The following is a 26,862-nucleotide window of genomic DNA, read 5'->3' on the forward strand; positions in this document are numbered from 1 at the left end:
TATAGCGGTGCCGCGTCAGGCGCGAACCGCCTTTCACTTCTAGAATTCAGGAATTTTCTGATCCATGGGCAAATCGCTGGTCATTGTGGAATCCCCGGCTAAGGCCAAGACCATCAACAAGTACTTGGGCAACGAGTACGTGGTGAAGTCGAGTATCGGCCATATCCGAGACCTGCCCACCAGCGGTTCGGCTAGCGCCAGCAAAGAACCGGCTGCCAAGCGTGGCAAGGCAGCGGCGGGCGAAGCGCCGGCCCTGTCGCCAAAAGAGAAGGCTCAAAAGCAGCTGATCTCGCGCATGGGCGTTGATCCCGAACACGGCTGGAAAGCCAAGTACGAGATCCTGCCTGGCAAGGAAAAGGTCATCGAAGAGCTGCGCCGGCTCGCCAAGGATGCTGACACCATCTATCTCGCAACCGACTTGGATCGCGAGGGGGAAGCCATTGCCTGGCACCTGCGCGAAGCCATCGGTGGCGATGACACCCGCTACAAGCGTGTGGTGTTCAACGAAATCACCAAGAAAGCGATTCAGGAAGCCTTCTCCAAGCCGGGCGAGCTGGATATCAACCGCGTTAACGCCCAACAGGCACGCCGCTTTCTCGACCGCGTCGTTGGTTACATGGTTTCGCCGCTGCTGTGGGCCAAGGTTGCCCGTGGTCTGTCGGCAGGTCGTGTGCAATCGGTGGCCGTGAAGCTGGTGGTGGAGCGTGAGCGCGAGATCCGTGCGTTCAACCCTGAAGAATACTGGGAAATCCACGCCGACCTTGGCACCGCCAAGGGTGCGAAGGTGCGTTTCGACGTGGCCCGCGAAAAAGGCGAGGCGTTCAAGCCGCTGAACGAAGCGCAGGCTATGGCTGCGCTGGAGAAGCTCAAGGCTTCGAACTACAGCATCGTCAAGCGTGAAGACAAACCGACCAGCAGCAAGCCGTCGGCGCCTTTCATTACCTCCACCCTGCAACAGGCCGCGAGCAATCGACTGGGCTACGGGGTGAAGAAAACCATGATGATGGCCCAGCGTTTGTATGAAGCGGGCTACATCACGTATATGCGTACCGATTCCACCAACCTCTCGGCCGATGCGGTCGAGATGGCACGCACTTATATTGAAGGCGAGTTCGGCGCGTCGTACCTGCCGCCTGCTCCCAATGTGTACAGCAGCAAGGAAGGCGCACAGGAGGCTCACGAAGCGATTCGTCCTTCTGACGTAAACATGCACCCGAGCAAGCTGACGGGCATGGAGCGCGACGCTGAGCGCCTTTACGAGCTGATCTGGCGCCAATTTGTGGCGTGCCAGATGCTGCCGGCCAAATACCTGTCGACCACCGTCACTGTGGCGGCCGGTGATTTTGAGCTGCGCGCCAAGGGCCGCATCCTCAAATTCGACGGTTACACCCGTGTAATGCCGCAAATTGCCAAGCCGGGCGACGACGATGTGCTGCCGGACATGGCCCAGGGCGATGCCCTGAAACTGATCGAGCTCGACCCGAGCCAGCACTTTACCAAGCCGCCTGCGCGTTATTCCGAAGCCAGCCTGGTAAAAGAGATGGAAAAACGTGGCATCGGTCGTCCTTCGACCTATGCGGCGATTATCTCGACCATTCAGGATCGTGGTTACGTGGCGCTGCACAACCGCCGCTTCTACTCCGAAAAAATGGGCGACATCGTTACCGAACGTTTGTCCGAAAGCTTCTCCGACCTGATGGACTACGGCTTCACCGCCGGCATGGAAGAGAATCTCGATGACGTGGCGCAAGGCGAGCGCGACTGGAAAAACGTGCTGGACGAGTTCTACGGCGACTTCAAGAAGAAGCTCGAAGTAGCGGCTGCGCCGGAAGGTGGCATGCGCGCCAACCAGCCGGTCATGACTGATATTCCGTGCAAGGAATGTGGTCGTCCGATGCAGATCCGTACCGCTTCGACCGGTGTATTCCTGGGTTGCTCTGGGTATAGCCTGCCGCCTAAAGAGCGTTGCAAGGCCACGGTCAACCTGGTGCCGGGTGATGAAATCGCCGCCGACGACGAAGGCGAGTCCGAGTCGCTGGTGTTGTTGGGCAAGCACCGTTGCCCGATCTGCAGCACGGCGATGGATGCCTACCTGCTGGATGAGAAGCACAAGCTGCACATCTGCGGTAACAACCCGGATTGTGTCGGTTACGAGATCGAAGAAGGCAACTACCGCATCAAGGGCTATGAAGGTCCGAGCCTTGAGTGCGACAAGTGCGGCAGCGAAATGCAGCTTAAAACCGGTCGTTTCGGCAAGTTCTTCGGCTGTACCAATGCCGAATGCAAAAACACCCGCAAACTGCTGAAAAGCGGTGAAGCGGCGCCGCCGAAAATGGACCCGGTGAAAATGCCGGAGCTTAAATGCGAGAAGGTCAACGACACGTACATCCTGCGTGATGGTGCTTCGGGGTTGTTCCTGGCGGCAAGCCAGTTCCCGAAAAACCGCGAGACCCGTGCACCGCTGGTGATCGAGATTCTTCCTCACAAGGACGAGATCGATCCCAAGTACCACTTCTTGTGTGAAGCACCGAAGAAAGACCCGGACGGTCGTCCGGCAGTGATCCGCTACAGTCGCAAAACCAAAGAGCAGTACGTGCAGACTGAAGTGGATGGCAAACCGACTGGCTGGCGTGCGTTCTACGACGGCAAGAGCTGGAAGGTTGAAGACAAGCGTAAAGAAAAAGACGCTTGATCTGAGCTGGTCGCTGAATAAAAAACCGCGCAAGGGCTGCATGCCTTGCGCGGTTTTTTGTTTTGGGTAGAAGGTTTGTAGCAGCTGCCTAAGGAACGAGGCTGCGTTCGGCGGCGAAGCCGTCGTAAGTCAGGCGACTCGGTGTGTCAGCAATATTGAGTGCTCTAGTTTTACGACGACTGCGTCGCCGAACGCAACCTTCGTTCCTCGGCTGCTACGAGACCTATGTGCAACGCTTGCACCAGCACGCCCTGATCCCTGAGACTGCACAACCTGCCTTTACCCATTCGCTGTGGAGCGCCCGCATGGCTCACGAACTCTATACCCGCACCAATCAGAAGATCTATTTCGCTGGCTTGGCCCTGGAGGCCATGAACAAGGCGAGTGAAGGGCGGGCCATGAATGCTCAGGCGCTGGTTCAGGCTGAACGTGAATCGGCGATTTTTCACCTGTATGGCGCTTTGCTTGGCTTGTGCCATGAAATTGCGGGCTTTTATCGGCTGCCGCAAGCCAGTGCGCCGCGGGTCGAGCTGCTGCTGACCCGCCAGGTGCTGGACGAGAAGGCGATCCCGGAGCTGGCAGAGCTGGTCGAACTGGCCCACGCGCCGCAAGCCTGGCTGGCACAGCTGGTGGCAACCCATGCAGCGCTCTATCAGCCGCTGCAGGCGCCGAAAAAGGTCAAGGCGGATGTGTTCCAGCCTTTGATTGATACGGTCAACCTGGAGGACGAGGCGCCCCAGGGCTTGAGTCGCGAAACACTGGAAGAGTGGCGTCAGAACCTCAAGGCACTGGCCATCCGGTTCCGTGACGGACTCAATGAGTGTTGACGGTCGAAGCCGAAACGGTACAGTCATTCATCAGTCTGTAATGGAAAGCGCTTCAGATCCTGGGAATTTTCCGCATGATGGCTGATATACTCCCACGCTTTCGTGGAGAACAAATTTATATGCCAACGTCCTTTCTAGAAATTGTCGAGTTGCCAGACGGCCGCATCGAGTTGCGCCGTGCTGAGGACGAAGGGTCTTTGGTCACGCTGAGTTTTTCTGAAGATGCCAAGGCTTTTCTTCAGGGGCAGCACGTTGAGGTGGCTAAAGCCATGCTCAGCGTCGGTGTACAAATGGCGGGTCGGCTGGCCGAAGGCGAGCTTGAAAAAGACGATGGGCCGCGCATTCTTCATTAAGCGCCCCCGGATCCGGTACCACAGTCAGGCAAGTGCATTCTGCACTGGCCCTGTGGTTGCGTCGGATATTTAGCCCAAACGAATATTAAGGCTTTGCCCGTGGCCGGTGCGTGCTGCGCTGATCAACTGTTGGCGTGTAGCACTGTTTAGCGGGTTGATCCAGCTGACAACGGTGTGGCTGCGGCCCAGGCGCAACGCTTCGCAGGTGAGCTGCAAGGCGCTTTTATTGCCGTTGGGTTGTAGCAGCAGAATGCGCTCGCGGTTTAGCCCGGCGTCGCGCAACCAGCTTTGGGTCAGGCTTGCAGGCGGTGCGATAAGTGTCAGCCAGCGGGCATTTTGTTGCTCGCTCAGCTCGCGCAGCATGGGGGCAAGCAGGTTCAGGCAGTTTCCGGCAGCACCGCGTAGCGACAGCTCACTGAAGACTTCAGGTTCGGCGCTCCAGGGTGAATCGAGCACGTCCTTGATCGCAGGGGTCATGGGTTGTGCCATGAACGCCTCGAACAAGGTCAGTTGTGCGGGCAGCGGTGTGTGGGGAAACTGCATGACGCCTCCTATTAGCGGCGAATAACGCCGACGCTCAGGCCTTCAATGACCAGTTCCTGCTCCTTGAGATTGACTTCAATAGGGGCAAAATCCGGATTTTCAGCGATAAGCCAGACTTTGCTGCCTTCACGCTTGAAGCGTTTTACGGTCACTTCGTCGTCGATGCGGGCTACCACGATCTGGCCGTTGCGCGCTTCGCGGCAGGTATGCACAGCCAGCAGGTCGCCATCGAAGATGCCGACGTCCTTCATGCTCATGCCCTGTACGCGCAGCAGGTAATCAGCTCGCGGATGGAAGAACGTCGGATTGATGTTGCAGGACTCTTCGACATGTTCCTGCGCCAGAATCGGCGCACCGGCAGCGACACGACCGATGATGGGCAGGGTGGATTCGTCAGCCTTGGCTTCAAAGCCCGGGATGCGAATGCCGCGCGATGCGCCTGGGGTCATCTCGATGGCGCCCTTGCGGGCCAATGCCTTGAGATGCTCTTCGGCGGCGTTGGGGGACTTGAAACCCAGTTCCTGTGCGATCTCGGCACGGGTGGGCGGGTATCCGTTGTCATCCAGGCATCGCTTGATGAAAGCCAGGATCTCAGCTTGGCGTGGCGTCAGTTTTAACATGATGATCGCTCTGTCTTTTTATACAGTGACTGGGATTATATACAGTGAAGGCGTATTGGCAATCATCCATTTCCGGCAGTCCGCTGGACGGTCATTGCCAGGCCGGGTGGGCCGTACTTTATCAGGTGGGGCCTGGCTGGCCGAGGCTGTGGTTAAATGCGAAACCGCCCGGTCGCAAAACGAATAGGTCATCTTGACTTTTTACAAGCTGAAACGTATGTTTCAAACAAGTGTTTAAATGTTTGTCAGGCGGAGTAGTCATGGCCCAGTCGGAAACCGTTGAACGTATCCTTGATGCTGCCGAGCAGCTGTTCGCGGAAAAAGGGTTTGCTGAAACCTCGTTGCGGCTGATTACCAGCAAGGCCGGGGTTAACCTGGCGGCGGTCAATTACCATTTTGGTTCAAAGAAAGCGCTGATCCAGGCGGTATTCTCGCGTTTCCTGGGGCCTTTTTGCGCCAACCTGGACCGTGAGCTGGAGCGCCGTCAGGGCAAGCCGGAGAATCGTCCGACTCTTGAGGAGTTGCTGGAGATGCTGGTCGAGCAGGCGCTGGTGATCCAGCCGCGCAGCGGCAATGACCTGTCGATCTTCATGCGCCTGCTGGGGTTGGCGTTCAGTCAGAGCCAGGGCCATTTGCGCCGCTACCTTGAGGATATGTACGGTAAGGTTTTCCGTCGCTACATGTTGCTGGTCAACGAAGCGGCCCCGCAGATCCCGCCCATCGAGCTGTTCTGGCGCGTGCATTTCATGCTCGGGGCCGCGGCCTTCAGCATGTCGGGGATCAAGGCGCTGCGTGCCATTGCCGAGACCGACTTTGGCGTCAACACCTCGATCGAACAGGTCATGCGCCTGATGGTGCCGTTCCTCGCCGCCGGCATGCGTGCCGAGAGCGGGGTGAGTGACCCTGCAATGGCCAGTGCCCAGATGCGCCCTCGCAGTAAAACCGCACCGGTCAGTGCCAAGGTTTGACCCGCTGCGGGTGGGCGTGGCAGCTTTGTTCCGCTAAGCTAGCTGCCATGTCCAGCCCTGTCTTGTTCCCGTCTGTCGAATCGCTGCTGCCTCTCTGGAGTGCGGCGCGCGGGCCTGTGCCCGGGCATCCGGAGCGGGCAACAAGCGCTCTCTTTCTTAAGGATTTCCCATGAGTTCTGCCTTGCAAGGCTCCTTGATGGTGGACGTCGCCGGTACCTGGCTGACGGCTGAAGACCGGCAATTGCTGCGCCAGCCTGAAGTGGGTGGTTTGATCATCTTTGCGCGCAATATCGAACACCCGCGCCAGGTGCGAGAGCTGAGCGCGTCGATTCGTGCGGTGCGCCCGGACTTGCTGCTGGCGGTCGACCAGGAAGGCGGCCGGGTGCAGCGTCTGCGTCAGGGCTTTGTGCGCCTGCCGGCTATGCGCGCCATTGCCGACAACCCGAATGCCGAGTATCTGGCCGAGCAGTGTGGCTGGATCATGGCCACTGAAGTGCTGGCGGTGGGGCTGGACTTGAGCTTTGCTCCGGTGCTGGACCTGGACTACCAGCGCAGTGCGGTGGTAGGTAGCCGTTCGTTCGAGGGTGATCCCGAGCGCGCAGCTGTATTGGCCGGAGCATTTATTCGCGGGATGAACGACGCGGGCATGGCTGCTACTGGTAAGCACTTTCCGGGGCACGGGTGGGCTGAAGCTGATTCTCATGTAGCCATCCCTACTGATGAGCGCAGTCTTGAGCAGATCCGCGCCCACGATCTTGTACCCTTTGCCCGACTGAGCAAGCATCTGGCTGCGGTCATGCCGGCCCATGTGATCTATCCGCAAGTGGACAGCCAGCCAGCAGGGTTTTCCCGACGCTGGCTGCAGGACATTTTGCGCGGTGAGCTGCAGTTTGACGGGGTGATTTTCAGTGATGACCTGTCGATGGCTGGTGCCCATGTTGTCGGTGATGCCGCCAGCCGTATCGAGGCTGCCCTGTCGGCCGGTTGCGACATGGGCCTGGTGTGCAACGATCGCGCCGCCGCAGAGCTGGCCCTCAGCGCTGCCCAGCGCATGAAGGTCACGCCGTCTCCTCGGATTGCGCGCATGCGCGCTCAGGCCTGGGCCAGCACCGATTATCGCCAGAGCCCGCGCTGGCTGGTGGCGATCGGCGCACTCAAAGATGCTCAATTAATTGATTAAGGGATCTGCCTCAATGACGGTTTACGCAATTATCGGCGGCACGGGGCTGACTCAGCTGGAAGGGCTGACCATCAGCCGCTCCCTGGCGCTGGACACGCCTTACGGGCCGACCTCGGCAGATATCCAGATCGGTGAGTTTGGCGGGCGCGAAGTGTTGTTCCTGGCGCGTCATGGCCATCCGCACCGGGTGCCGCCGCATCAGGTCAACTACCGCGCCAACCTGTGGGCACTGAAGCAGGCCGGGGCCGAAGCCATTCTGGCGGTGAATGCCGTGGGCGGGATTCATATGGCGATGGGTACCGGGCATTTTTGTGTACCGCATCAGCTGATCGACTACACCAGCGGTCGCGAACACACCTATTTTGCCGGTGATCTGGAGCATGTGACACACATCGACTTCAGCTATCCCTACACCGAGTCTTTACGCGAGCAGTTGATTGGCGCACTGGCAGCAGAGGGTTGCTCCTACAGTAGCCACGGCGTTTATGCCGCCACCCAGGGGCCGCGTCTTGAGACGGTTGCAGAGATCGCTCGTCTTGAGCGTGATGGTTGCGACATTGTGGGCATGACCGGCATGCCGGAAGCGGCTCTGGCCCGTGAGCTGGAACTGGATTACGCGTGCCTTGCGCTGGTGGTCAATCCGGCGGCGGGCAAGTCGACCGCGATTATTACCATGGCCGAAATCGAGCAGGCGTTGCACGACGGCATGGGCAAGGTAAAGGCGACGTTGGCGCGGGTGCTGGCGGGCTGAAGGAAAACACCAATTGTGGGAGCGAGCCTGCTCGCGAACGAATTTCGCGAGCAGGCTCGCTCCCACAGGAGTATCAGAGTATCCAAAGAGGTCTAGCCGGCGCAGGCTGCGTCAGTTTTCAGCGCTTCTCTGTCTTGGGCGGCAGTGGCGCAAACAATGCGTCGATGTCGTCGTCCTGCAGTTTCCAGTCCCCGGCTATTCGCCCGTCCAGTACTCCTGCCGCCAAATCCGATTTTTCCTGCTGCAAGTGCTGGATTTTCTCTTCAACGGTGCCGCGGGCAATCATCTTGTACACAAACACCGGTTTTTCCTGGCCAATGCGGTAGGCACGGTCGGTGGCCTGGTTTTCTGCTGCCGGGTTCCACCACGGGTCGTAGTGAATCACCGTGTCGGCTTTGGTCAGGTTCAAGCCAACGCCACCCGCCTTGAGGCTGATCAGGAAGATCTGCAGCTTGCCGCTCTGGAAATCCTTGACCGGGGTGCGCCGGTCGCGGGTTTGCCCGGTGAGGATGGCGTAGGGCACCTTGCGCTTTTTCAGTTCGGCCTCGATCAGACCCAGCATCGAGGTGAACTGGGAAAACAGCAGGATGCGCCGATCTTCGGCAAACAGTTCTTCGAGCATCAGCATCAGGCTGTCGAGCTTGCCCGAGGTGCTGCCTTTTTTCGGCGCAGTGTCGCTGACCAGACGCAGGTCGCAACACACCTGGCGCAGCTTGAGCAGTGCTTCAAGAATGATGATTTGGCTGCGGCCCACGCCTTTGCGGGTGATTTCGTCGCGGACTTTTTTATCCATCGCCAGACGCATGGTTTCGTATACGTCGCGCTGGGCCTCGTTAAGATCGACCCAATGGATGATTTCGGTCTTGGGCGGCAGTTCGGTGGCAACCTGCTCCTTGGTGCGGCGCAGCAAGAACGGTTTGATCCGCGCATTGAGATGCTGCAGGCGCTCGTCGCTGCCCTGACGTTCGATAGGTACCCGGTAGTCGCGGTTGAAGGTCTTGACGTCACCCAGCCAGCCGGGCAGCAGGAAGTGGAACAGCGACCACAGCTCGCCCAGGTGGTTTTCCAGTGGGGTGCCGCTCAGACACAGGCGCTGGCGTGCAACCAGCTCGCAGGCAGCCTGGGTGGCCTTGCTGCCGGGGTTCTTGATGTACTGCGCTTCGTCCAGCACCAGCAGGTGCAGCGGCAGTTTTGCCAGATGCTCGATGTCCTTGGGCAGCAAGGCGTAGGTGGTCAGGATCACGTCGTAATCGTTAAGGTGCGCGAAGTGTTTTTTGCGCGTGGCGCCATACAGCGCCAGCACCTTGAGCTGCGGCGTGAAGTGCGCAGCTTCGTCGAGCCAGTTGGGGATCAGGCTGGTGGGCATCACCACCATGGCGGGGCGATCCAGGCGGCCGGCATTTTTTTCGCACAAAATGTGCGCCAATGTCTGCAGGGTTTTACCCAGGCCCATGTCATCGGCCAGTACGCCGCCGACCTCCAGCTGGCGCAAGGACTGCATCCAGCTCAGGCCTTCGAGCTGATAGGGGCGCAAATTGGCATTGAGCCCTTCGGGGGCTTCGACGCTGAAATCCTTGATGTCACGCAGGCGCTGGGCGAAGCCGCGAATCTGCTCACCGCCTTCCCAGCGCAGGGGCAGGGCGTCCAGAGCGTTGAGACGCGGTGCATCGGCACTTTTGATCCGCAGCGAAGTGGCGTCCGGTTCACCCAGATAAAATTCGTCCAGCGTGGCCAGTACCGGCTTCAGCCGCCCGTACGGCAAGGCGACCTGCAGCGGGCCAAGGTTGCTGGCCGGGTTGGCCGGAATATTCACCAGGATCAGTTCGTCATCCCGGCGCTTGGCGAGTTTTTCGCGGTTGAGCAGGTCGCTGTGGGAGCGCATCAGGTTGAGCAGGATCGGCAGCAGGCTCAGGTGCTGGCCGTTGACGATGATGCCCAGCTCCAGGTCGAACCAGTCGCGGTCAGGGGCCTCGTCGACATTGGCATACCAGTCTTCGACCGGGGTCAGGTCGAAGCCGAAATCTTCATCGATCTGCAACTCCCAGCCCTGGTCACTCAGGCTCTGCAGCTGGTTGAGGGTGAAATTCAGCCAGGCGCTGTCATTGACCAGCTCAAACAGCTCGCCTGCGCTTTCGGGCAGGGCCTTGCTCTGGCGCGTGGCAATTTTGAAGCCCAGGTTGCGCAGTTGCTCGCGGTAGAGGTTTTCGACCTCGGGCTTACGCTTGATGCGCAGGGTTTGCTGTTCCTGACGCAGCAGGATGTCGGCGTTCTTTTGCCCGCTGACGTACTGGTCCAGGTAGTTGAACGACAGGGCGGCACGGTGCTGGATATAACGTTGCATCCTGCCGTTGCGCGGCTCGAAGGCGCTGAACTCGGCACTGGCCAGCCACAGCCGCGGGATGGGTTGCACGTCGTCGACCAGTTGCTCGGGCAGATTGTTGGGGCGACGTGAGTCGAGTACGGCCTGGAGCTTTTCCAGAAGCTCGGCATCCTGAGCGGCGGCGGGGTAGTTCAAGGTTTCTTCAATCTTCAGTAAGACAGCAGCGGTGTGCTTGCAATTGACCCGCACAGGGCAGGTGCAGTGGGCGCTGACCAGCAGCAAGGTGCCTTTGGCCGATTCGCGCAGTTCAATGGTCTGGCGGTAGGGGTTTTCACCCGAGCCCTGACAGCTGGCGGTAATCAGCCTGTCGCCGATCTGAACGATCCTGACCCGATTTTCCTTGGCGTAGCGTCGGCCACGCTCAAGGCTTTGTTCCTTGAAGCGACTGACCCAAGTCGCGGCAAGCGGCTTGGTCAGTCGGGCAGTGGGGCTCAGGGGCATGGGTTTTTCATTCAGGAAGACTTCGGCGTCAGACGCTCGAACAGCGCCTCAATGGTATTGAAGCGTTCTTCCGGGCGCTCCATCGGCACCATGAACTTGAACAGGGTTGCGCCCTCGAACTTGTAGCGGTTGGGCTGGCCCTGGATCAATTTGATCAGCACCATCGGGTCGACCGGGGTATCGGCGGCAAACTCGATGCGACCGCCTTGCGGGCCGGCGTCGACCTTCTTGATGCCCAGTTGCTCGGCCTGCAGTTTGAGCAAGGTGATGCGCACCAGGTTCTTGGTCGGCTCGGGGAGCAGGCCAAAGCGGTCGATCATCTCGACCTGCAAGTCCTTGAGGCCCTCTTCATCGGTGGCCGATGCAATGCGCTTGTAGAGGATCAGTCGCGCATGCACATCCGGCAGATACGACTCGGGAATCAGTGCGGGTACCCGCAGGTTGATTTCCGGGCCGCCACCCAGCGGCTGGTCGAGGTTGGGCTGCTCGCCCTTGCGGATCGACTTGACCGCACGTTCGAGCATTTCCATGTACAGGGTAAAGCCGACGGCCTGGATCTGGCCGCTTTGACCATCCCCCAGCAATTCGCCAGCACCACGGATTTCCAGATCATTGGTGGCCAGGACAAAGCCGGCACCCAGGTCCTGGGTATTGGCGATGGCCTCCAGACGTTTTTGCGCGTCGCCGGTAATTTGCTGGCGCGGCGGCGTGAGCAGATAAGCATAGGCCTGGTGATGGCTGCGTCCGACGCGGCCGCGCAACTGGTGCAGTTGCGCCAGGCCGAACTTGTCGGCGCGCTCGATGATGATGGTGTTGGCGCTGGGCACGTCGATCCCGGTCTCGATGATGGTCGAGGCGATCAGCACGTTGAAGCGCTTGTGATAGAAGTCGCTCATCACCTGTTCGAGTTCGCGTTCGCGCATTTGCCCGTGGCCGATACCAATGCGTGCTTCTGGCACCAATTCAGCCAGTTCGGCGGCGCATTTCTCGATGGTTTTAACGTCGTTGTGCAGGTAGTAAACCTGCCCGCCGCGCAGCAACTCACGCAGTAAGGCCTCTTTGACGGTACTTTTGTTCTGTTCCATGACGAACGTGCGCACCGACAGCCGGCGTGCCGGTGGCGTGGCGATGATCGACAGGTCGCGCATGCCCGACACGGCCATGTTCAGCGTACGCGGGATGGGCGTGGCGGTGAGGGTCAGGATGTCGACTTCACTGCGCAGGGCCTTGAGCTGTTCTTTCTGGCGAACGCCAAAGCGGTGTTCCTCGTCGATGATCACCAGGCCCAGGTTTTTGATCTTGACGTCGTCTTGCAGCAGCTTGTGGGTGCCGATCACGATGTCAATCTTGCCCTCGGCCAGGTCGGCCACTGCCTGGTTGATCTCTTTGGCCGATTTGAAGCGGCTCATCACCTCGACCGTTACCGGCCAGTCGGCAAAACGGTCGCGAAAGCTATTGTAGTGCTGCTGGGCGAGCAGGGTGGTGGGCACCAGAATCGCCACCTGACGGCCGCCGTGAACGGCAATAAAGGCCGCGCGCATGGCCACTTCGGTTTTGCCGAAGCCGACGTCGCCACACACCAGGCGGTCCATCGGCTTGGGCGACAGCATGTCGGCACGCACGGCTTCGATGGTGGTTTGCTGGTCCGGGGTTTCTTCGAACGGGAAGCCGGCACTGAACGTTGCGTAATCCGCTTTCGGGTCGGCAAATGCATAGCCTTCGCGGGCTGCGCGACGGGCGTAGATGTCGAGCAGCTCGGCAGCCACGTCACGCACTTGCTCGGCGGCCTTGCGCTTGGCCTTTTGCCAGGTTTCCGAGCCCAGGCGGTGCAGTGGCGCCAGTTCATCATCGCTGCCGGTATAGCGGGCGATCAGGTGCAGGTTGGCCACGGGCACATAGAGCTTGGCGCCCTCAGCGTATTCCAGGGTCAGGAACTCGGCCACCTGATTGTCGACTTCCAGCGTCGCCAGGCCTTGATAGCGCCCTACGCCGTGGTCGATATGCACCACGGGTGCACCTTCGCGCAGCTCGGTGAGGTTCTTGATCACCGCATCGTTGTTGGCGTCGGCGCGTTTTTCCCGGCGCCGGCGCTGCATCACGCGCTGGCCGAACAGCGGGCTTTCGGCGATCAGCGCCAGTGCCGGGTCGTCCAGCAGCAGGCCTTCATCCAGCGGGGCGATGGTGATCGCCAGGCGATGTTTGCTGGCGACGAAGTCCGGCCAGCTGTCGACTGTTTTAGGGCGCAGCTTCAAGCGTTCAAGCAGTTCGAGCAGCACTTCGCGGCGACCGGCCGATTCGGCGGTAAACAGCACGCGGCCCTCAAACTGCTCGAGGAAACCGGACAAGGCTGCCAAAGGCTGGTTGGCCTTGGCTTCAATGGCCAGGTTGGGCAGCGGTTGCGCAGGGAAGCGTTCACGGCTGCTGCCGGTGTCCACGTCATCCTGGCTGGCAACCACGCGCGGCCAGCTTTTGAGGCGGGCGAAGCAGTCTTCAACCGGCAGGAACAACTCGGCAGGCGGCAACAGTGGCCGCGACGGATCGATACGGCGCTCTTCGTAGCGGTTGCGTACGTCAGACCAGAAGTTCTCGGCGGCCTGTTCAATACCTGGCAGCGAGAACACCTGGGTGTCCGCCGGCAAATAGTCGAACAGGGTCGAGGTTTCATCGAAAAACAGCGGCAGGTAGTACTCGATGCCTGCGGGAGTAATACCGCTGCTCAAGTCCTGAAAGATCGGGCAGCGTCGGAAGTCGACATCAAAGCGCTCGCGAAAGCGCGCCTTGAAGCGGGTTACCGCGTCTTTTTGCAGCGGGAATTCACGGGCCGGTAGCAGGCGCACCGATTCAACCTTGTCGATCGAGCGCTGGGTCTCGGGGTCGAAGGTACGCAGGGTCTCGATTTCGTCGTCGAACAGGTCGATCCGGTAAGGCAGTTTGCTGCCCATCGGGAACAGGTCGATCAGCGCGCCGCGCACGGCAAATTCGCCATGCTCATACACCGTATCGACACATCGATAGCCACTGGCCTCAAGCCGGGTGCGCATTTGCTCCACGTCCAGCTTCTGGCCGATATCCAGCACCAGGCTGCTGCCGAGCAGGAACTTGGTCGGGGCCAGGCGATGTAGGGCGGTGGTCACCGGCACTACCAAAACGCCATGACTCAGCTCCGGCAGCCGATAAAGGCTGGCGATGCGCTGGGAAATGATGTCCTGGTGCGGCGAAAACAGGTCGTAGGGCAGGGTTTCCCAATCAGGGAAATGCAGTACGGGCAAGTCGGGGGCAAAGAACCTCAGTTCCTGCTCAAGGCGTTCGGCGCTTTGGCTGTCGGCGGTCAGGAGCAGGGTGAAGCGCTTGGCGGCGCTGGCAGCCTCGGCAATCGCGAGGCTCAGGGCGGCACCGGGCAGATTGCTCCAGTGCTGTTTACCTGCCGTGGCAGGGAGTTTCGGTAGACGCAGGACGGGCACGGAAGGTTGAGCTCCAAGCGTTGCGACAAAGTCGACAATTGTAACGGGCCAAGGGGCTGGCTGTCAGTTGCAGTCTTTTGACAGGGGCCTGAATCGCCCTGTGAAACCCAAGATGGGGGCCCCAGAGGGGCTGTGCAAGGGCCTCAGACTGCTGAAATGACAACTGTTATAAAATTTTTCGCCTATATTTATTGGTGCTTAATCGTTTCAGTAAAGGCGTGTGACAGGCGTGCATTGCCCCTGCATTGGCGCAGCGGCATAATGTAGCCCCTTTTTTCAGCCCCTACATGTGGAAGGTTCCCGTGACTCAGAAGCCCGACCAGTGTCTTGGTGAATGGATCGACCGTGAAGCACTCGCAGAAGCGATGATTCCGCTTATCGGTCAGCTTTACCGCAATAACAATGTGGTTAGCTCGATCTATGGCCGCAGCCTGATCAACCGTTCAGTCATTGCGATTCTCAAGGCTCACCGCTTTGCTCGCCATCGTCAGTCCGATGACATCGAATTGTCCGTGCACGAAACTTTCCCGCTGCTCAAGGCAATGAGCGAGCTCAAGCTCGGCGCTGCTTCGGTAGACCTGGGCAAGCTGGCCGTGAAGTTCAAGGCCGAAGGCAATGGCCGCACGGCTGAGCAATTTGTACGCGAAGAACTGGCCGATGTAGTGGGTCAGCAAAACGCTTCTGCACGTAAAGGCACTGACGTTGTACTGTACGGCTTCGGTCGCATCGGTCGTCTGCTGGCGCGCATCCTGATTGAAAAAACCGGTGGTGGCGACGGTCTGCGTCTGCGTGCCATCGTTGTGCGCAAAGGCGCCGACAACGATCTGGTCAAGCGTGCAAGCCTGCTGCGTCGTGACTCGGTACATGGCCCGTTCGATGGCACCATCGTTGTCGATGAAGCCAACAACACCATCACTGCCAACGGCAACCTGATCCAGGTGATCTACGCGAAGAACCCGACTGAGGTGGATTACACCCAGTACGGCATTCAGAACGCCCTGCTTGTGGACAACACCGGTGTCTGGCGTGACGCCGACGGCCTGGGCCAGCACTTGCAGTGCCCTGGTATCGACCGCGTAGTCCTGACCGCTCCGGGCAAGGGCAAGCTGAAGAACATCGTTCACGGCATCAACCACGGCGAAATCACCGCAGACGACAAGATCGTTTCGGCGGCATCCTGCACCACCAACGCCATCGTGCCGGTGCTCAAGGCTGTCAACGACAAGTTCGGCATCGTTAACGGTCACGTTGAAACGGTTCACTCGTACACCAACGACCAGAACCTGATCGACAACTTCCACAAGGGCGATCGTCGTGGCCGTAGTGCCGCGCTGAACATGGTGATCACCGAGACCGGTGCTGCTACCGCTGCTGCCAAGGCACTGCCTGAGCTGGCCGGCAAGCTGACCGGTAACGCGATCCGTGTTCCGACGCCGAACGTGTCGATGGCCATCCTCAACCTGAACCTTGAGAAGCCGGCTACCCGTGAAGAAATGAACGAGTACCTGCGTCACATGGCGCTGCACTCCGATCTGCACAAGCAAATCGACTTCGTCAGCTCCCAGGAAGTGGTTTCCACTGACTTCGTGGGTTCGCGTCACGCCGGTGTGGTGGATGCTGAAGCGACTATCTGCAATGACAACCGCGTTGTTCTGTACGTTTGGTACGACAACGAATTTGGTTACAGCTGCCAGGTAGTACGCGTGATGGAAGACATGGCCGGGGTTAACCCGCCAGCGTTCCCGCGCTAAGCAACCGCCGCAACTGAAAACGCCCCGATTTGTCGGGGCGTTTTTGTGTGTGCAGCAAAAACCATGTAGTCGCTGCCGAAGGCTGCGATGGGATGCGGAGCACCCCGTTTTCCTGGGAGCGCTGCAGTCCCGATCGCAGCCTGCGGCAGCGACTACAGGTCAGGCATTGGCCGCTACCGTCGTACGCAACTGATGCTTGTCGCCACGGAACAACACCACGGTGGCGATCAGACCCATTACCGCCGCGCCGGTCAGCCACAGGCCGGGGGCGGCCTTGTTGTCCAGAGCGTGGATCAGATAAGTACAGGCTGCCGGGGTGAAGCCACCGAACGTTGCGGTCGCCAGGCTATAAGCCAGGGAGAACCCGGTGGTGCGTACCTCAACGGGCATGATTTCGGTCAGGGCAACTACCATCGCACCGTTATACGAGCCATACAGGAACGATAGCCACAGCTCGACAATCAGCAGATGGCTGAAGCTCGGGTTGGCGACCAGCCAGGACAATGCCGGGTAAGCGGTCAGGATCGCCAGGATGGTAGCTCCCAGCAGCAGTGGTTTGCGTCCGATCTTGTCCGACAGCGAGCCCATGACCGGCAGCCAGAAGAAGTTCGACAGGCCGATGCAGACGGTCACCAGCAGCGCATCGAAATCCGACAGGTGCAGCTCTGCCTTGCCGAAGGTTGGGGTATAGGCGGTGATCAGATAGAACGACACGGTGGTCATCACCACCAGCGCCATGCCACCCAGTACCAGGCTAAAGTTCTGGCTGACCGAGCGAAGGATTTCACGCAGGGTAGGGTGATGCTTGCGGGCTTCGAATTCAGGGGTTTCTTCCATCGAGCGGCGGATTACAAAAATCACCGGCACGATCATGCAACCCAGCAGAAATGGAATGCGCCAGCCCCACTCACCCATTTCTTCGGGGCTTAGCCAATGGTTAAGGCCAACCCCCAGCAAACCGGCGAACACCACGGCAGCCTGCTGGCTGGCCGATTGCCAGCTGACGAAAAAGCCTTTGCGCCCCGGCGTGGCGATTTCCGCCAGGTACACCGACACGCCGCCCAGTTCCACGCCCGCCGAGAAGCCTTGTAGCAATCGGCCGAGCAACACCAGCAGGGGCGCGGCAACACCCAGCGTGGCGTAGCCCGGCACGCAGGCGATCAGCACGGTGCCCATGGCCATCAGGGCCAGGGTAATGATCAGACCTTTGCGGCGGCCATGCCGGTCGATATAGGCGCCGAGAAAAATTGCACCCAGCGGGCGCGCAAGAAAACCGGCACCAAAGGTGGCCAGGGCAAGCATCAGTGAGGCAAAAGCGCTATCGCTTGGGAAGAAGGTTTTGGCAATGGCCGTGGCGTAGAAGCCAAAGACCATAAAATCGAACATCTCTAGGAAGTTACCGCTGACAACGCGAAAAATCGCCTTGCCTTTGCCCGTACTGGAGGCCATCAGAAATCACCCGCTATTATCTGTTTTTATGCGTAATCCGTGTTTTTACTCGTCCACACTGCAAGGCCATGGCCTGCGCCATCGTGCAAAACAGTTTTGTAACCATATGTGTAACAAAGTATGTAGGCAACATTTGTTGCCGCTACACGGACGGGCTAAGGCCTTTGCGCAAGCAAGTTCTGGCGCAGTTTGTCGGGCAGGCCTTCAGGGCCGAGCCAGATGCCCAGATAGACCTTGGCCAGTTGGTGATCGGCGCTGGTGAAAATAACCCTGCCATTACGTTCGAGGTTCAGTCCGCGTTGCGGGTTGTAGTTCAGGGCATAGCGATCGCCGCGTTTGATGTCGCCGAAGCTGGCTTGCAGCTGTGTCAGTGGGGCATTCAGGCGGGCCAGGGTGTCTGCGGATTGCTGACGCTTGAGGATGGTGGCAGAGGCCCGGGTGATATCGCTGTGCTCCAGGTCACGCAGGTAGAACAGCTCAAGGCGAAGGTCGCGCTGTTCGTCAAAGGCCTGTTGCGGTTTGATGCCGGGCTGGGTGAAAAGGGCTGCGGCATAGATATCGGCCCAGAGGTAGGTCAGTACGATCTGGCCTTTACGCTCCATGGGGGTTGTGCCGACTTGTGTCAGGGCGGGGAAGTTGGCTTCCTTTAAGCGTGCAGCCTCGTCTGCCAGGCTGGCGGCGCTGTAGAGCAGCAACAATACGATCAACAACTGGCGCATGGTGGGTGGGCTCTGATCGATGGATTTTATCGCCGGACTGTAGTCGCTGCCGAAGGCTGCGAAGGGTTGCGGAGCAACCCGTTTTACTGAAAACACCGCGGCTCCCCCAGTCGCGGCAGCGACTACATCGGAGAGTGAAGCTCAATCGCCGATGTAGTGAACACAAAAATAGCCAACGACCAGACCAAGGGTTAATGTTCGCGGCGTTCAGGCTTCTATAGACTGTGCCCCACGTTTTGATCCTTCATGGCGCTGGCCGCGACATGATTTAGCCGTAGGTGCCCAAAGCGGTGCCACGGCCTGTTCTGAGGAGTACGCATGGCTGTCTACAACTACGACGTAGTGGTACTGGGTTCCGGCCCGGCAGGAGAAGGTGCGGCAATGAACGCCGCAAAAGCAGGGCGCAAGGTCGCGATGGTCGACAGCCGGCGTCAGGTCGGTGGCAACTGCACGCACTTGGGCACCATCCCGTCCAAAGCCCTGCGTCACTCGGTTCGCCAGATCATGCAGTTCAACACCAATCCGATGTTCCGGGCCATTGGTGAGCCACGCTGGTTCTCGTTCCCGGACGTGCTCAAGAGCGCCGAGAAAGTCATCTCCAAGCAGGTTGCCTCGCGTACCGGCTACTATGCCCGCAACCGCGTAGACCTGTTCTTCGGCACCGGCAGCTTCACCGACGAGCAAACCATCGAAGTGGTCTGCGCCAATGGCGTGGTTGAAACCCTGATGGCCAAGCAAATCATCGTGGCCACCGGCTCGCGCCCTTATCGCCCGGCCGATATCGATTTCAGCCACTCGCGTATCTACGATAGCGATACCATCCTCAGCCTGGGCCACACTCCGCGCAAGCTGATCGTGTATGGCGCGGGCGTGATCGGTTGCGAATATGCATCGATCTTCAGCGGCCTGGGGGTATTGGTCGAGCTGGTGGACAACCGCGAGCAACTGCTGAGCTTCCTCGACTCCGAGATCTCGCAGGCGCTGAGTTACCACTTCAGCAACAACAACATCACCGTGCGCCACAACGAAGAGTACGAGCGGGTTGAAGGCGTCGAAAACGGCGTGATCCTGCATCTGAAATCGGGCAAGAAGATCAAGGCCGACGCCTTGCTCTGGTGCAATGGCCGTACCGGCAACACCGATCTGCTGGGTCTGGAAAACATTGGCATCAAGGCCAATGGCCGTGGTCAGATCACGGTTGATGAAAACTATCGCACCACCGTGCCGAACATTTACGCCGCCGGCGATGTGATTGGCTGGCCAAGCCTGGCCAGTGCCGCCCACGACCAGGGTCGTTCGGCTGCTGGCAGCATTGTTGATAACGGCAGCTGGCGCTTCGTCAATGACGTGCCGACCGGCATCTACACCATTCCCGAGATCAGCTCGATCGGCAAGAACGAGCAGGAGCTGACCCAGGCCAAGGTGCCGTATGAAGTAGGCAAGGCCTTCTTCAAGAGCATGGCGCGTGCGCAGATTGCCGGCGAGCCCCAGGGCATGCTGAAAATCCTGTTCCACCGTGAAACCCTCGAAGTGCTGGGCGTTCACTGCTTCGGTTATCAGGCATCAGAGATCGTGCACATCGGTCAGGCGATCATGAACCAGCCGGGTGAACTCAATACCCTGAAGTACTTCGTCAACACCACGTTCAACTACCCGACCATGGCTGAAGCCTATCGGGTAGCTGCTTACGATGGCCTAAACCGGCTTTTTTGAGCGGCTCCGGCCGGTGGCCTGAGCCGGCCGGGGAGACCGATTTCAGCCATTCCCGAGGGTGGCAGTGGCCAAACCGGGAAAGTCTGTAATCAGGCTATCTACGCCGAAATCAGCGAGCCTGCGCATCAGCGCAGGTTCGTTGACTGTCCATACCGACACATGCAAACCCTGACGCTGGGCCTTCTCCAGGCGCTCAGGCGTGCACAGTGTCCAGTTCAATGCCAGCATCTCGCAGCCATAACTCTGGGCGACCTTGATCGGGTCGAGCCAGGCGTATTCGGCCACCAGCCCCCGTGACAGGTCTGGCGTCAACTCCAGCGCAGCCTTGAGCACTTCACGCGAGCTCGACGTGACCGTGACCTTGTCCATCAGCCCATGACGTACCGCCATCTCGCGAATTGCCAGTACGGTGGTTGCTGCGCGGGTGCGTGAGGCACTTTTGACTTCCAGTTGCCAGTGCTCGAAATCACACTTTTCAAACAGCTCTTCAAGGCGCGGGATCGGGCACGGCTGCATCCAGCCCGGGCCGCCCTTGCGTGCGTCGTAGGTCACCAGGTCGGCAGCAGTGTGCTCGATGACCTTGCCGCGCCGGTCGGTGGTGCGCTTGAGAGTCGGGTCGTGGATGACCATCAACTCGCTGTCTTTGGACAGGTGCAGGTCGAGTTCGCAGCGACGTACGCCGTGCTTGAGGCATTGCTCAAAGCTGGCAAGGGTATTTTCCGGTGCTTCGCCTTTGGCGCCGCGATGGCCATAAATCAGGGTCACATTTGCTCCTTGTACAGAGTGATCACGGCCCGGTGCTTACTCGGGCGCGGATGTTTGTTGTTCGCGGGCCAGACGGCGCGCCTGAGCCTGTTTTTGCAAAATGTAGCGCGCCAGCAACTGGCGCTGGGTATCGGTCAGGGATTCAAATTCGGTGTTGATGCGGTAGCCGTCAGCGTGCGCCTGGCAATCGACCACGCGGGCACGCAGCAACAGGCCCAGGGCCTGGGGCATCAATACCAGCTTGACTGAAAGGTGGCTGCCCGCCGGGCAAGGCTGCGGGTGATGAAACTCGATGCCGCCTTCGGACAGCACGACCGGCTGCAGCTCACCGATCTGGCCCAGCACCGTTTGCGCAACGATCTGGCTCAGCAGTTCGACCCGTTTGTTCAGGGTTTTCAGATAGCTGGAAAGGGTGCGGTCGCGTTCGCTGATCTGGCGCAGCAAGTGCTGGGACTCGAATTCGCTCAGGTGCAGTTCACTGAGCAAATTGAACAGCGGCGACGCATCCTGCAACACTTCATTGCTCGCGGCTTCGGCGGCTGCCAGCGGGGTTATTTCCAGTGCGATCATATCCTCGATACGGTAGTATTCGCGGCGATCTGCTTCATCTAATGTCGACATGGCGAACCCATGATGGCGGCTGTGGTCTGAGTGTAAAGCTGCTTATCAGGCCCCGCCACAAGGACGTCTTCTTTTCCCTCGAACAAGCCCCGACATGTTCAGACCTCTCTCGTTATTTATTGGCACGCGTTATACCCGTGCAAAGCGTCGCAATCATTTTGTGTCGTTTATTTCCCTGACTTCGATGATCGGGCTCGCCCTTGGCGTGGTCGTGATGATTGTCGTGCTGTCGGTCATGAACGGTTTCGATCATGAGATGCGCACCCGCGTGCTGGGCATGGTGCCTCACGCGACCATCGTCGGCGATCAACCGATCAGCGACTGGCAAAGTCTGGCCGCGAAGGTCAAGCAAAACCCCAAGGTCGAGGCGGTAGCCCCCTTTACCCAGATGCAGGGCTTGCTGACCAATGACGGCAATGTGCAGAAAGTCCTGCTCAATGCCATCGATCCGGCGCAGGAGCGCAATGTCTCGATCATTGACCAGTTTATGCAGCAGGGCCAGCTCGACGCGCTGACCCCGGGCAGCTTCGGCATCATCATCGGTGACAAGGCCGCGAAAAAACTCGGTGTGGGCGTTGGCGACAAGCTGACCTTCGTTGCGCCGGAAGTCACGGTGACACCAGCCGGCATGTTCCCGCGCATGAAGCGTTTTACCGTGCAGGGCATATTTCATGTCGGTGCCGGTGAGATCGACGGCTATCTGGGCATCACCAACCTGCAGGACCTGGCGCGCTTGCAGCGCTGGAAACCTGATCAGGTACAGGGCCTGCGGCTGAAGTTCGATGACCTGTTCGAGGCGCCGCGCACTGCCTGGGAAATCGCCCAGCAGTTGGGCGAGAGCCAGTATTACGCCCGTGACTGGACTCGCACCCACGGCAACCTGTACCAGGCCATCCGCATGGAAAAAGCCATGATCGGTCTGCTGTTGCTGCTGATTGTTGCCGTAGCCGCGTTCAACATCATTTCCACGCTGGTCATGGTGGTCAATGACAAGAAGGGCGATATCGCTATCCTGCGTACCCTGGGGGCGACGCCGGGCACCATCATGGCCACCTTTATGGTGCAGGGCACCGTCATTGGTGTGGTGGGTACGGCCATCGGCGCGGTGGTCGGGATGATTGCCGCGCTCAATGTCAGCGCTGCGATCTCGGCCCTTGAGGGCCTGATCGGGCACAAGTTTCTCAATGCCGACGTGTATTTCATCGACTACCTGCCCTCGCAATTGCAGGCGCAAGACGTGTTGATGGTATGCGGTGCGGCATTGCTTCTGAGTTTCCTCGCGACCTTGTACCCGGCCTGGCGTGCTGCGCGCACCCAGCCTGCGCAGGCGCTTCGTTATGAGTGAGTTGGGCATGAAAGAACAAGCAGTGTTGAGTTGCCGCGACCTGGGCAAGTCCTACGAGGAAGGCCCGGAATCTGTGGTTGTCCTGTCGGGCCTGCAGCTTGAGCTGCACCCCGGTGAGCGGGTAGCGATCGTCGGGACTTCGGGTTCGGGTAAAAGTACGTTGCTCAATATGCTCGGCGGCCTCGATACCCCGACCACCGGCAGTGTCTGGCTGGCCGGTGAAGAACTGTCGGCGCTGGGTGAAAAGGCCCGCGGCCTGTTGCGCAACCGCTCATTGGGTTTCGTCTACCAGTTTCACCATCTGTTGCCCGAGTTCACCGCACTGGAAAACGTTTGCATGCCGTTGCTGATCGGCAAGACCGCAATCCCTGAAGCCCGTGAGCGGGCCACGGCCCTGCTGACGCGGGTGGGCCTGGGTCATCGCCTGGAGCACAAGCCGGCCGAGCTGTCGGGTGGTGAACGCCAGCGTGTGGCGATTGCCCGGGCGCTGGTCAACAAACCAGGGCTGGTGATGCTCGATGAGCCCACCGGCAACCTCGACTCGCACACGGCCCAGGGCATTCAGGATTTGATGCTGGAGCTCAGCACGTCAATGCGCACGGCGTTCCTGGTGGTGACCCACGACATGAACCTGGCTCGCCAGATGGATCGCGTGTTGCACCTTCAGGAAGGTCGCCTGACCACGATCTGATCGGCCAGCACCTGACGCCTGCAAGCGGGCGTCAGGTCTTCAATTTTTATACGGTGCCCGCGAATGTTCAGACCGTTATCGATTTTTATCGGCACGCGCTATACCCGCGCCAAGCGCCGCAATCGTTTTGTTTCGTTTATCTCCATGACTTCGATGATCGGCCTCGCCCTGGGCGTGCTGGCGATGATCGTGGTGTTGTCGGTGATGAATGGTTTCCAGCGTGAAATGAGTAACCGCATACTCGGCATGGTGCCTCACGCGACCATCGTTGGCGTCAAGCCGATCGATGACTGGCGCCCGGTGGCTGAGGCGGCGATGAAAAACCCCGAAGTCACGGCAGCCGTACCGTTTACCGAGCTGGACGGCATGCTGTCCTATAAAGGTTCGATGCAGCCGATCCAGATCAGCGGTATTGATCCGGAGCAGGAAGGCAAGGTCTCGATCGTGACCCAACATATTGTGCAGGGCAGCCTGCAGGACCTTAAGCCCGACGAGTATGGCGTGGTGTTGGGCGATATTGTCGCGCGGCGTTTCCGGTTGGGTGTGGGTGACAAGATTACCCTGATCGTGCCCGAGGCCAGCACTGCCCCGGGCGGGATTACCCCGCGCCTGCAGCGTTTGAATGTGGTGGGCATCTTCAAGGTCGGGGCCGAGCTGGATGGCACCATGGGCTTGATCCATATGGCCGATGCGGCCGCCATTCAGCACTGGGAGCCGAACCAGGTACAAAGTGTGCGCCTGGCGGTCAAGGATCTGTACGCGGCGCCGCAGGTTTCGCAGCAGGTAGCTGCCGGCCTAGGGGAGGCTTACAAGGCTGACGACTGGACCCACACCCAGGGCAGTCTGTTCAGCGCCATGAAAATGGAAAAAACCATGATTGGCTTGTTGCTGCTGATGATCGTGGCCGTGGCTGCTTTCAATATCATCGCCACGCTGATCATGGTGGTGAACGACAAGGGCGCTGATATCGCGATCTTGCGCACCATTGGTGCCACGCCGCGCCAGATCATGGCCATCTTTATGGTGCAGGGTACGGTGATCGGCATTGTCGGCACTTTGATCGGCGGCGTGCTGGGCGTGATTGCGGCGCTTAACGTCAGCGAGCTGGTGGGCTGGATGGAGCGGGTGACCGGGCAGCACATCTTCAGTTCCGATGTGTACTTTGTCAGCAACCTGCCATCAGAGCTGCAGGGCGGTGATGTGGCATTGATCTGCGGCGCGGGCTTTGTGCTGAGCTTTCTGGCTACGCTGTATCCGGCGTATCGGGCGGCGAAGATTCAGCCGGCCCATGCGTTGCGCTATTCCTGAAATCAAGAGCCCCCTCACCCTAACCCTCTCCCGGAGGGAGAGGGGACTCAATTGGAGGGTTGCGCAGATCTGCTTTTGCCTTTAGCTCCCTCTCCCTCCGGGAGAGAGTTGGGGTGAGGGCAGCTTTGCCGGCAGTTCTACGACAAACCGCGTTATCCCCTCCTGCGACTCACAGCGGATCTGCCCGCCATGGGCACGAATGATCGACTGGGTGATCGCCAGCCCCAGCCCTGCATGTTCGCTGCTGCCTTCACGGCGCGCCGGGTCTGCCCGATAGAACCGGTCAAACAGGCGTGGCAGCAGTTCTGCAGGAATCCCCGGGCCAGTGTTCTCGATGCTGATACGTGCACTGTTCGGCAAAGCCTCAATCAGCACCTTGATCGCACCGCCGGCAGGCGTGTAACGCAGGGCGTTGTCCAGCAGGTTGGAGAGGGCGCGGCGCAGCATGCTGCGGTCGCCTGCAAGATGTGCGCTGCCTTCGCGGGTCAGTTCGATGTGCGAGTCTTCGGCCAGCAGCGCATAAAATTCCAGTAATGCCTCCACTTCCTGACCCAGATCCAGGGCTTCGCGCCGTGGTGTCAGCAGGCCATGGTCGGCCTTGGCCAGATACAGCATGTCGTTGACCAGTTGCGCCATCCATTGCAGTTCTTCGAGGTTGCTGTGCAGTGCCTCGCGGTATTCCTCAATGTCCCGCGGGCGAGTCAATGTGACCTGGGTGTGGGTCAACAGGTTTGACAGTGGGGTGCGTAACTCATGCGCAATATCGGCGGAGAACGCCGACAATCGTTGAAATGAATCGTCCAGTCGCCCCAGCATGGCGTTAAAGGCTGCGGCCAGTTCTGCCAGCTCGGCCGGCATTTGCTCCTGGGGCAGGCGGGCGTTGAGCGAGTCGGCCGAAACACTGGCTGCAATCGCGCTCATGCGGCGCAGGGGGCGCAGGCCGCTACGGGCTGCCCAGGCACCGAGAATCGCCGTGGCCAGTGCCGAGAGGCCGACAGTCATCCAGATCAGCCGCTGCATGCGCTGCAAAAAGTGCTGGTGATGGGTGATGTCGAGTAGCAGTGTCAGTTGCGGTGCGTTCGGGTTGGGGTTTTGTGGCTCCAGCACACGGTAATCGGTGCCGTTGATTTGCAGGCTGCCAAGCCCCGGTTGTGTCTCAAGCTCGAGCGGCAGGCGCGGTGAACTGTCAAACCACAGGTGCCCGTCCGGGCCGCGCACCCGCACTGCCAGGTCAGGCTGATGGGCCAGGTCCTGCAGCAGGGCCGGCAGGCGCCGGGTGAAACTTTCCAGGGTGTCAGCGCCGTTCAGCGTACTGCGCAGGACGGCGAGGCGGCTTTCCAGCAGTTGCTGGTCGAGTTCAACGAAATGCACTTCACTGGCACGCCCGAACAGCACGCCGGCAAACAGCGACACCACGGCGGTGCAGCCGGCAAACAGCAGCGCCAGGCGGCTGCTCAACGACAGGCGGCGCATCAACTGCTGCGCTCCTCAAGCACATAACCCATGCCGCGAACGGTATGGATCAGCTTTTGCTCGTGGTTGTCGTCTATTTTCAGGCGCAGGCGGCGAATGGCGACCTCGATGACGTTGGTGTCGCTGTCAAAGTTCATGTCCCACACTTGCGAGGCAATCAGTGACTTGGGCAAGACTTCGCCCTGGCGGCGCAGCAGCAGTTCGAGCAGGGCGAACTCCTTGGCGGTGAGGTCGATGCGTTGGCCGTTGCGCTCTATACGGCGGCGGATCAGGTCCAGGCGCAAGTCGGCCAGTTGCAGGCTGGTCTCCTGGGGGGTGTTGCTGCCACGGCGCAACAGGCTGCGAACCCGTGCCAGCAGTTCGGAAAAGGCAAACGGCTTGACCAGGTAATCATCGGCGCCCAGTTCCAGGCCGTGGACGCGGTCATCGACTGCATCGCGTGCGGTCAGAAACAGCACCGGCATGCTCAGCCCGGCGCTACGCACGGCCTGCAGGATTTGCCAGCCGTCCCGGCCGGGCAGCATGACGTCGAGAATCAGCAGCGAGTAATCGCCGGTCAATGCCAGGTGTTGCCCGGTAATGCCGTCGGCCGCCAGTTCGGTGGTGAACCCGGCCTCGCTCAAACCCTGGCGCAAGTACTGTCCGGTTTTGACCTGGTCTTCGACTATAAGCAGTTTCATGGTCGACTCATCATAAAAATTAACGTCAGCCTTATACCTTGGTGCAGGTTATGCGGGGTCAAGCTGACAAAGTTGTAATCTTGCAGTCAGTTAAATGCCAGTGCCGAGACTTTAAAGTAGCGCCAGGCCTG

At 59.7% G+C, this 26,862-nt stretch carries 21 protein-coding genes; 11 read left to right on the forward strand and 10 right to left on the reverse strand.

Annotated elements, in window-relative coordinates; all coding sequences use genetic code 11:
- Positions 1-64 precede the first annotated feature (64 nt).
- The 3 genes from topA (at position 65) to CJU81_RS21220 (ending at position 3,872) form a co-directional block, all read left to right on the forward strand.
- Complete coding sequence (topA, locus tag CJU81_RS21210) at positions 65-2,692, forward strand: type I DNA topoisomerase (protein WP_095028502.1); 2,628 nt, start codon at positions 65-67, stop codon at positions 2,690-2,692.
- A gap of 305 nt (positions 2,693-2,997) precedes the next feature.
- Positions 2,998-3,519, forward strand: a complete 522-nt coding sequence (locus CJU81_RS21215; RefSeq protein ID WP_095038147.1) for a DUF6586 family protein — start codon at positions 2,998-3,000, stop codon at positions 3,517-3,519.
- Between the two features lie 119 nt (positions 3,520-3,638).
- Complete coding sequence (locus CJU81_RS21220; protein ID WP_095038148.1) at positions 3,639-3,872, forward strand: hypothetical protein; 234 nt, start codon at positions 3,639-3,641, stop codon at positions 3,870-3,872.
- A gap of 69 nt (positions 3,873-3,941) precedes the next feature.
- Here the strand turns inward: CJU81_RS21220 and sulA are convergent, their stop codons facing one another.
- Both sulA and lexA read right to left on the reverse strand, forming a co-directional pair.
- Positions 3,942-4,415: an SOS-induced cell division inhibitor SulA gene (gene sulA / locus CJU81_RS21225; RefSeq protein ID WP_095038131.1), complete on the reverse strand. Its 474-nt coding sequence runs from the start codon at positions 4,413-4,415 to the stop codon at positions 3,942-3,944.
- Positions 4,416-4,426: 11 nt separating this feature from the next.
- Positions 4,427-5,035 carry a transcriptional repressor LexA gene (gene lexA, locus CJU81_RS21230; protein ID WP_029611310.1) on the reverse strand — a complete coding sequence of 203 codons (609 nt, stop codon included), beginning with the start codon at positions 5,033-5,035 and terminating at the stop codon, positions 4,427-4,429.
- Between the two features lie 260 nt (positions 5,036-5,295).
- Between lexA and CJU81_RS21235 the strand changes: the two genes are divergently transcribed.
- From CJU81_RS21235 to CJU81_RS21245, 3 genes are all read left to right on the forward strand, one after another.
- Positions 5,296-6,003, forward strand: a complete 708-nt coding sequence (locus CJU81_RS21235; RefSeq protein WP_095038132.1) for a TetR/AcrR family transcriptional regulator — start codon at positions 5,296-5,298, stop codon at positions 6,001-6,003.
- A gap of 169 nt (positions 6,004-6,172) precedes the next feature.
- The gene (nagZ, locus tag CJU81_RS21240) at positions 6,173-7,183 is read left to right on the forward strand and encodes a beta-N-acetylhexosaminidase (RefSeq protein WP_095038133.1); all 1,011 of its coding nucleotides are present in this window, start codon (positions 6,173-6,175) and stop codon (positions 7,181-7,183) included.
- Between the two features lie 13 nt (positions 7,184-7,196).
- On the forward strand, positions 7,197-7,934 hold the full coding sequence (locus tag CJU81_RS21245) for an S-methyl-5'-thioinosine phosphorylase (RefSeq protein ID WP_088379317.1): 738 nt from the start codon (positions 7,197-7,199) through the stop codon (positions 7,932-7,934).
- A 118-nt stretch (positions 7,935-8,052) separates the two neighbouring features.
- On the opposite strand, the gene CJU81_RS21250 is transcribed toward CJU81_RS21245, so the two are convergent.
- Both CJU81_RS21250 and mfd read right to left on the reverse strand, forming a co-directional pair.
- The gene (locus CJU81_RS21250) at positions 8,053-10,755 is read right to left on the reverse strand and encodes a DEAD/DEAH box helicase (protein WP_095038134.1); all 2,703 of its coding nucleotides are present in this window, start codon (positions 10,753-10,755) and stop codon (positions 8,053-8,055) included.
- Between the two features lie 11 nt (positions 10,756-10,766).
- The gene (gene mfd / locus CJU81_RS21255; protein WP_095038135.1) at positions 10,767-14,216 is read right to left on the reverse strand and encodes a transcription-repair coupling factor; all 3,450 of its coding nucleotides are present in this window, start codon (positions 14,214-14,216) and stop codon (positions 10,767-10,769) included.
- Positions 14,217-14,503: 287 nt separating this feature from the next.
- Here mfd and CJU81_RS21260 point away from each other — a divergent pair, with 287 nt between their 5' ends.
- On the forward strand, positions 14,504-15,967 hold the full coding sequence (locus tag CJU81_RS21260) for a glyceraldehyde-3-phosphate dehydrogenase (protein ID WP_083369829.1): 1,464 nt from the start codon (positions 14,504-14,506) through the stop codon (positions 15,965-15,967).
- A 159-nt stretch (positions 15,968-16,126) separates the two neighbouring features.
- Here the strand turns inward: CJU81_RS21260 and CJU81_RS21265 are convergent, their stop codons facing one another.
- The gene (locus CJU81_RS21265) at positions 16,127-17,416 is read right to left on the reverse strand and encodes an MFS transporter (protein WP_095038136.1); all 1,290 of its coding nucleotides are present in this window, start codon (positions 17,414-17,416) and stop codon (positions 16,127-16,129) included.
- 155 nt (positions 17,417-17,571) lie between these two features.
- Positions 17,572-18,135 carry a chalcone isomerase family protein gene (locus CJU81_RS21270; protein ID WP_095038149.1) on the reverse strand — a complete coding sequence of 188 codons (564 nt, stop codon included), beginning with the start codon at positions 18,133-18,135 and terminating at the stop codon, positions 17,572-17,574.
- A 318-nt stretch (positions 18,136-18,453) separates the two neighbouring features.
- Here CJU81_RS21270 and sthA point away from each other — a divergent pair, with 318 nt between their 5' ends.
- The gene (sthA, locus tag CJU81_RS21275) at positions 18,454-19,848 is read left to right on the forward strand and encodes a Si-specific NAD(P)(+) transhydrogenase (protein WP_095038137.1); all 1,395 of its coding nucleotides are present in this window, start codon (positions 18,454-18,456) and stop codon (positions 19,846-19,848) included.
- Between the two features lie 42 nt (positions 19,849-19,890).
- On the opposite strand, the gene CJU81_RS21280 is transcribed toward sthA, so the two are convergent.
- Both CJU81_RS21280 and CJU81_RS21285 read right to left on the reverse strand, forming a co-directional pair.
- Positions 19,891-20,613 (reverse strand): glycerophosphodiester phosphodiesterase, encoded by a 723-nt coding sequence (locus tag CJU81_RS21280; RefSeq protein WP_095028491.1) that lies wholly within the window; start codon positions 20,611-20,613, stop codon positions 19,891-19,893.
- A 36-nt stretch (positions 20,614-20,649) separates the two neighbouring features.
- Positions 20,650-21,234 (reverse strand): PilZ domain-containing protein, encoded by a 585-nt coding sequence (locus CJU81_RS21285; RefSeq protein ID WP_095038138.1) that lies wholly within the window; start codon positions 21,232-21,234, stop codon positions 20,650-20,652.
- A 94-nt stretch (positions 21,235-21,328) separates the two neighbouring features.
- Here CJU81_RS21285 and CJU81_RS21290 point away from each other — a divergent pair, with 94 nt between their 5' ends.
- The 3 genes from CJU81_RS21290 (at position 21,329) to CJU81_RS21300 (ending at position 24,578) form a co-directional block, all read left to right on the forward strand.
- Positions 21,329-22,579 (forward strand): lipoprotein-releasing ABC transporter permease subunit, encoded by a 1,251-nt coding sequence (locus tag CJU81_RS21290; RefSeq protein ID WP_095038139.1) that lies wholly within the window; start codon positions 21,329-21,331, stop codon positions 22,577-22,579.
- Between the two features lie 7 nt (positions 22,580-22,586).
- Entirely contained in the window at positions 22,587-23,270 is a 684-nt protein-coding gene (gene lolD / locus CJU81_RS21295; RefSeq protein ID WP_176464628.1) for a lipoprotein-releasing ABC transporter ATP-binding protein LolD, read from the forward strand.
- 63 nt (positions 23,271-23,333) lie between these two features.
- The gene (locus CJU81_RS21300; RefSeq protein WP_095038140.1) at positions 23,334-24,578 is read left to right on the forward strand and encodes a lipoprotein-releasing ABC transporter permease subunit; all 1,245 of its coding nucleotides are present in this window, start codon (positions 23,334-23,336) and stop codon (positions 24,576-24,578) included.
- Between the two features lie 81 nt (positions 24,579-24,659).
- Here the strand turns inward: CJU81_RS21300 and CJU81_RS21305 are convergent, their stop codons facing one another.
- A complete protein-coding gene (locus CJU81_RS21305; RefSeq protein ID WP_095038141.1) occupies positions 24,660-26,051 on the reverse strand; it encodes a heavy metal sensor histidine kinase in 1,392 nt (463 codons plus the stop codon).
- Entirely contained in the window at positions 26,051-26,731 is a 681-nt protein-coding gene (locus tag CJU81_RS21310; protein ID WP_095038142.1) for a heavy metal response regulator transcription factor, read from the reverse strand. The genes CJU81_RS21305 and CJU81_RS21310 overlap by 1 nt, the downstream gene beginning before the upstream one ends.
- Positions 26,732-26,862: the final 131 nt, after the last annotated feature.

It is taken from the genome of Pseudomonas fragi, from assembly GCF_002269505.1.
Taxonomy (GTDB): domain Bacteria; phylum Pseudomonadota; class Gammaproteobacteria; order Pseudomonadales; family Pseudomonadaceae; genus Aquipseudomonas; species Aquipseudomonas fragi_D.

What these genes read in the sequence shown, in the direction of transcription:
- CJU81_RS21290 (WP_095038139.1), top strand. Translation starts at nt 21,329, where the DNA reads ATGTTCAGACCTCTCTCGTTATTTATTGGCACGCGTTATACCCGTGCA.
- CJU81_RS21265 (WP_095038136.1), bottom strand. Translation starts at nt 17,416, where the DNA reads ATGGCCTCCAGTACGGGCAAAGGCAAGGCGATTTTTCGCGTTGTCAGC.
- lexA (WP_029611310.1), bottom strand. Translation starts at nt 5,035, where the DNA reads ATGTTAAAACTGACGCCACGCCAAGCTGAGATCCTGGCTTTCATCAAG.
- CJU81_RS21310 (WP_095038142.1), bottom strand. Translation starts at nt 26,731, where the DNA reads ATGAAACTGCTTATAGTCGAAGACCAGGTCAAAACCGGACAGTACTTG.
- CJU81_RS21305 (WP_095038141.1), bottom strand. Translation starts at nt 26,051, where the DNA reads ATGCGCCGCCTGTCGTTGAGCAGCCGCCTGGCGCTGCTGTTTGCCGGC.
- lolD (WP_176464628.1), top strand. Translation starts at nt 22,587, where the DNA reads ATGAAAGAACAAGCAGTGTTGAGTTGCCGCGACCTGGGCAAGTCCTAC.
- CJU81_RS21215 (WP_095038147.1), top strand. Translation starts at nt 2,998, where the DNA reads ATGGCTCACGAACTCTATACCCGCACCAATCAGAAGATCTATTTCGCT.
- CJU81_RS21300 (WP_095038140.1), top strand. Translation starts at nt 23,334, where the DNA reads ATGTTCAGACCGTTATCGATTTTTATCGGCACGCGCTATACCCGCGCC.
- sthA (WP_095038137.1), top strand. Translation starts at nt 18,454, where the DNA reads ATGGCTGTCTACAACTACGACGTAGTGGTACTGGGTTCCGGCCCGGCA.
- CJU81_RS21260 (WP_083369829.1), top strand. Translation starts at nt 14,504, where the DNA reads ATGTGGAAGGTTCCCGTGACTCAGAAGCCCGACCAGTGTCTTGGTGAA.
- CJU81_RS21235 (WP_095038132.1), top strand. Translation starts at nt 5,296, where the DNA reads ATGGCCCAGTCGGAAACCGTTGAACGTATCCTTGATGCTGCCGAGCAG.
- sulA (WP_095038131.1), bottom strand. Translation starts at nt 4,415, where the DNA reads ATGCAGTTTCCCCACACACCGCTGCCCGCACAACTGACCTTGTTCGAG.
- CJU81_RS21270 (WP_095038149.1), bottom strand. Translation starts at nt 18,135, where the DNA reads ATGCGCCAGTTGTTGATCGTATTGTTGCTGCTCTACAGCGCCGCCAGC.
- CJU81_RS21250 (WP_095038134.1), bottom strand. Translation starts at nt 10,755, where the DNA reads ATGCCCCTGAGCCCCACTGCCCGACTGACCAAGCCGCTTGCCGCGACT.
- topA (WP_095028502.1), top strand. Translation starts at nt 65, where the DNA reads ATGGGCAAATCGCTGGTCATTGTGGAATCCCCGGCTAAGGCCAAGACC.
- CJU81_RS21245 (WP_088379317.1), top strand. Translation starts at nt 7,197, where the DNA reads ATGACGGTTTACGCAATTATCGGCGGCACGGGGCTGACTCAGCTGGAA.
- CJU81_RS21220 (WP_095038148.1), top strand. Translation starts at nt 3,639, where the DNA reads ATGCCAACGTCCTTTCTAGAAATTGTCGAGTTGCCAGACGGCCGCATC.
- nagZ (WP_095038133.1), top strand. Translation starts at nt 6,173, where the DNA reads ATGAGTTCTGCCTTGCAAGGCTCCTTGATGGTGGACGTCGCCGGTACC.
- CJU81_RS21285 (WP_095038138.1), bottom strand. Translation starts at nt 21,234, where the DNA reads ATGTCGACATTAGATGAAGCAGATCGCCGCGAATACTACCGTATCGAG.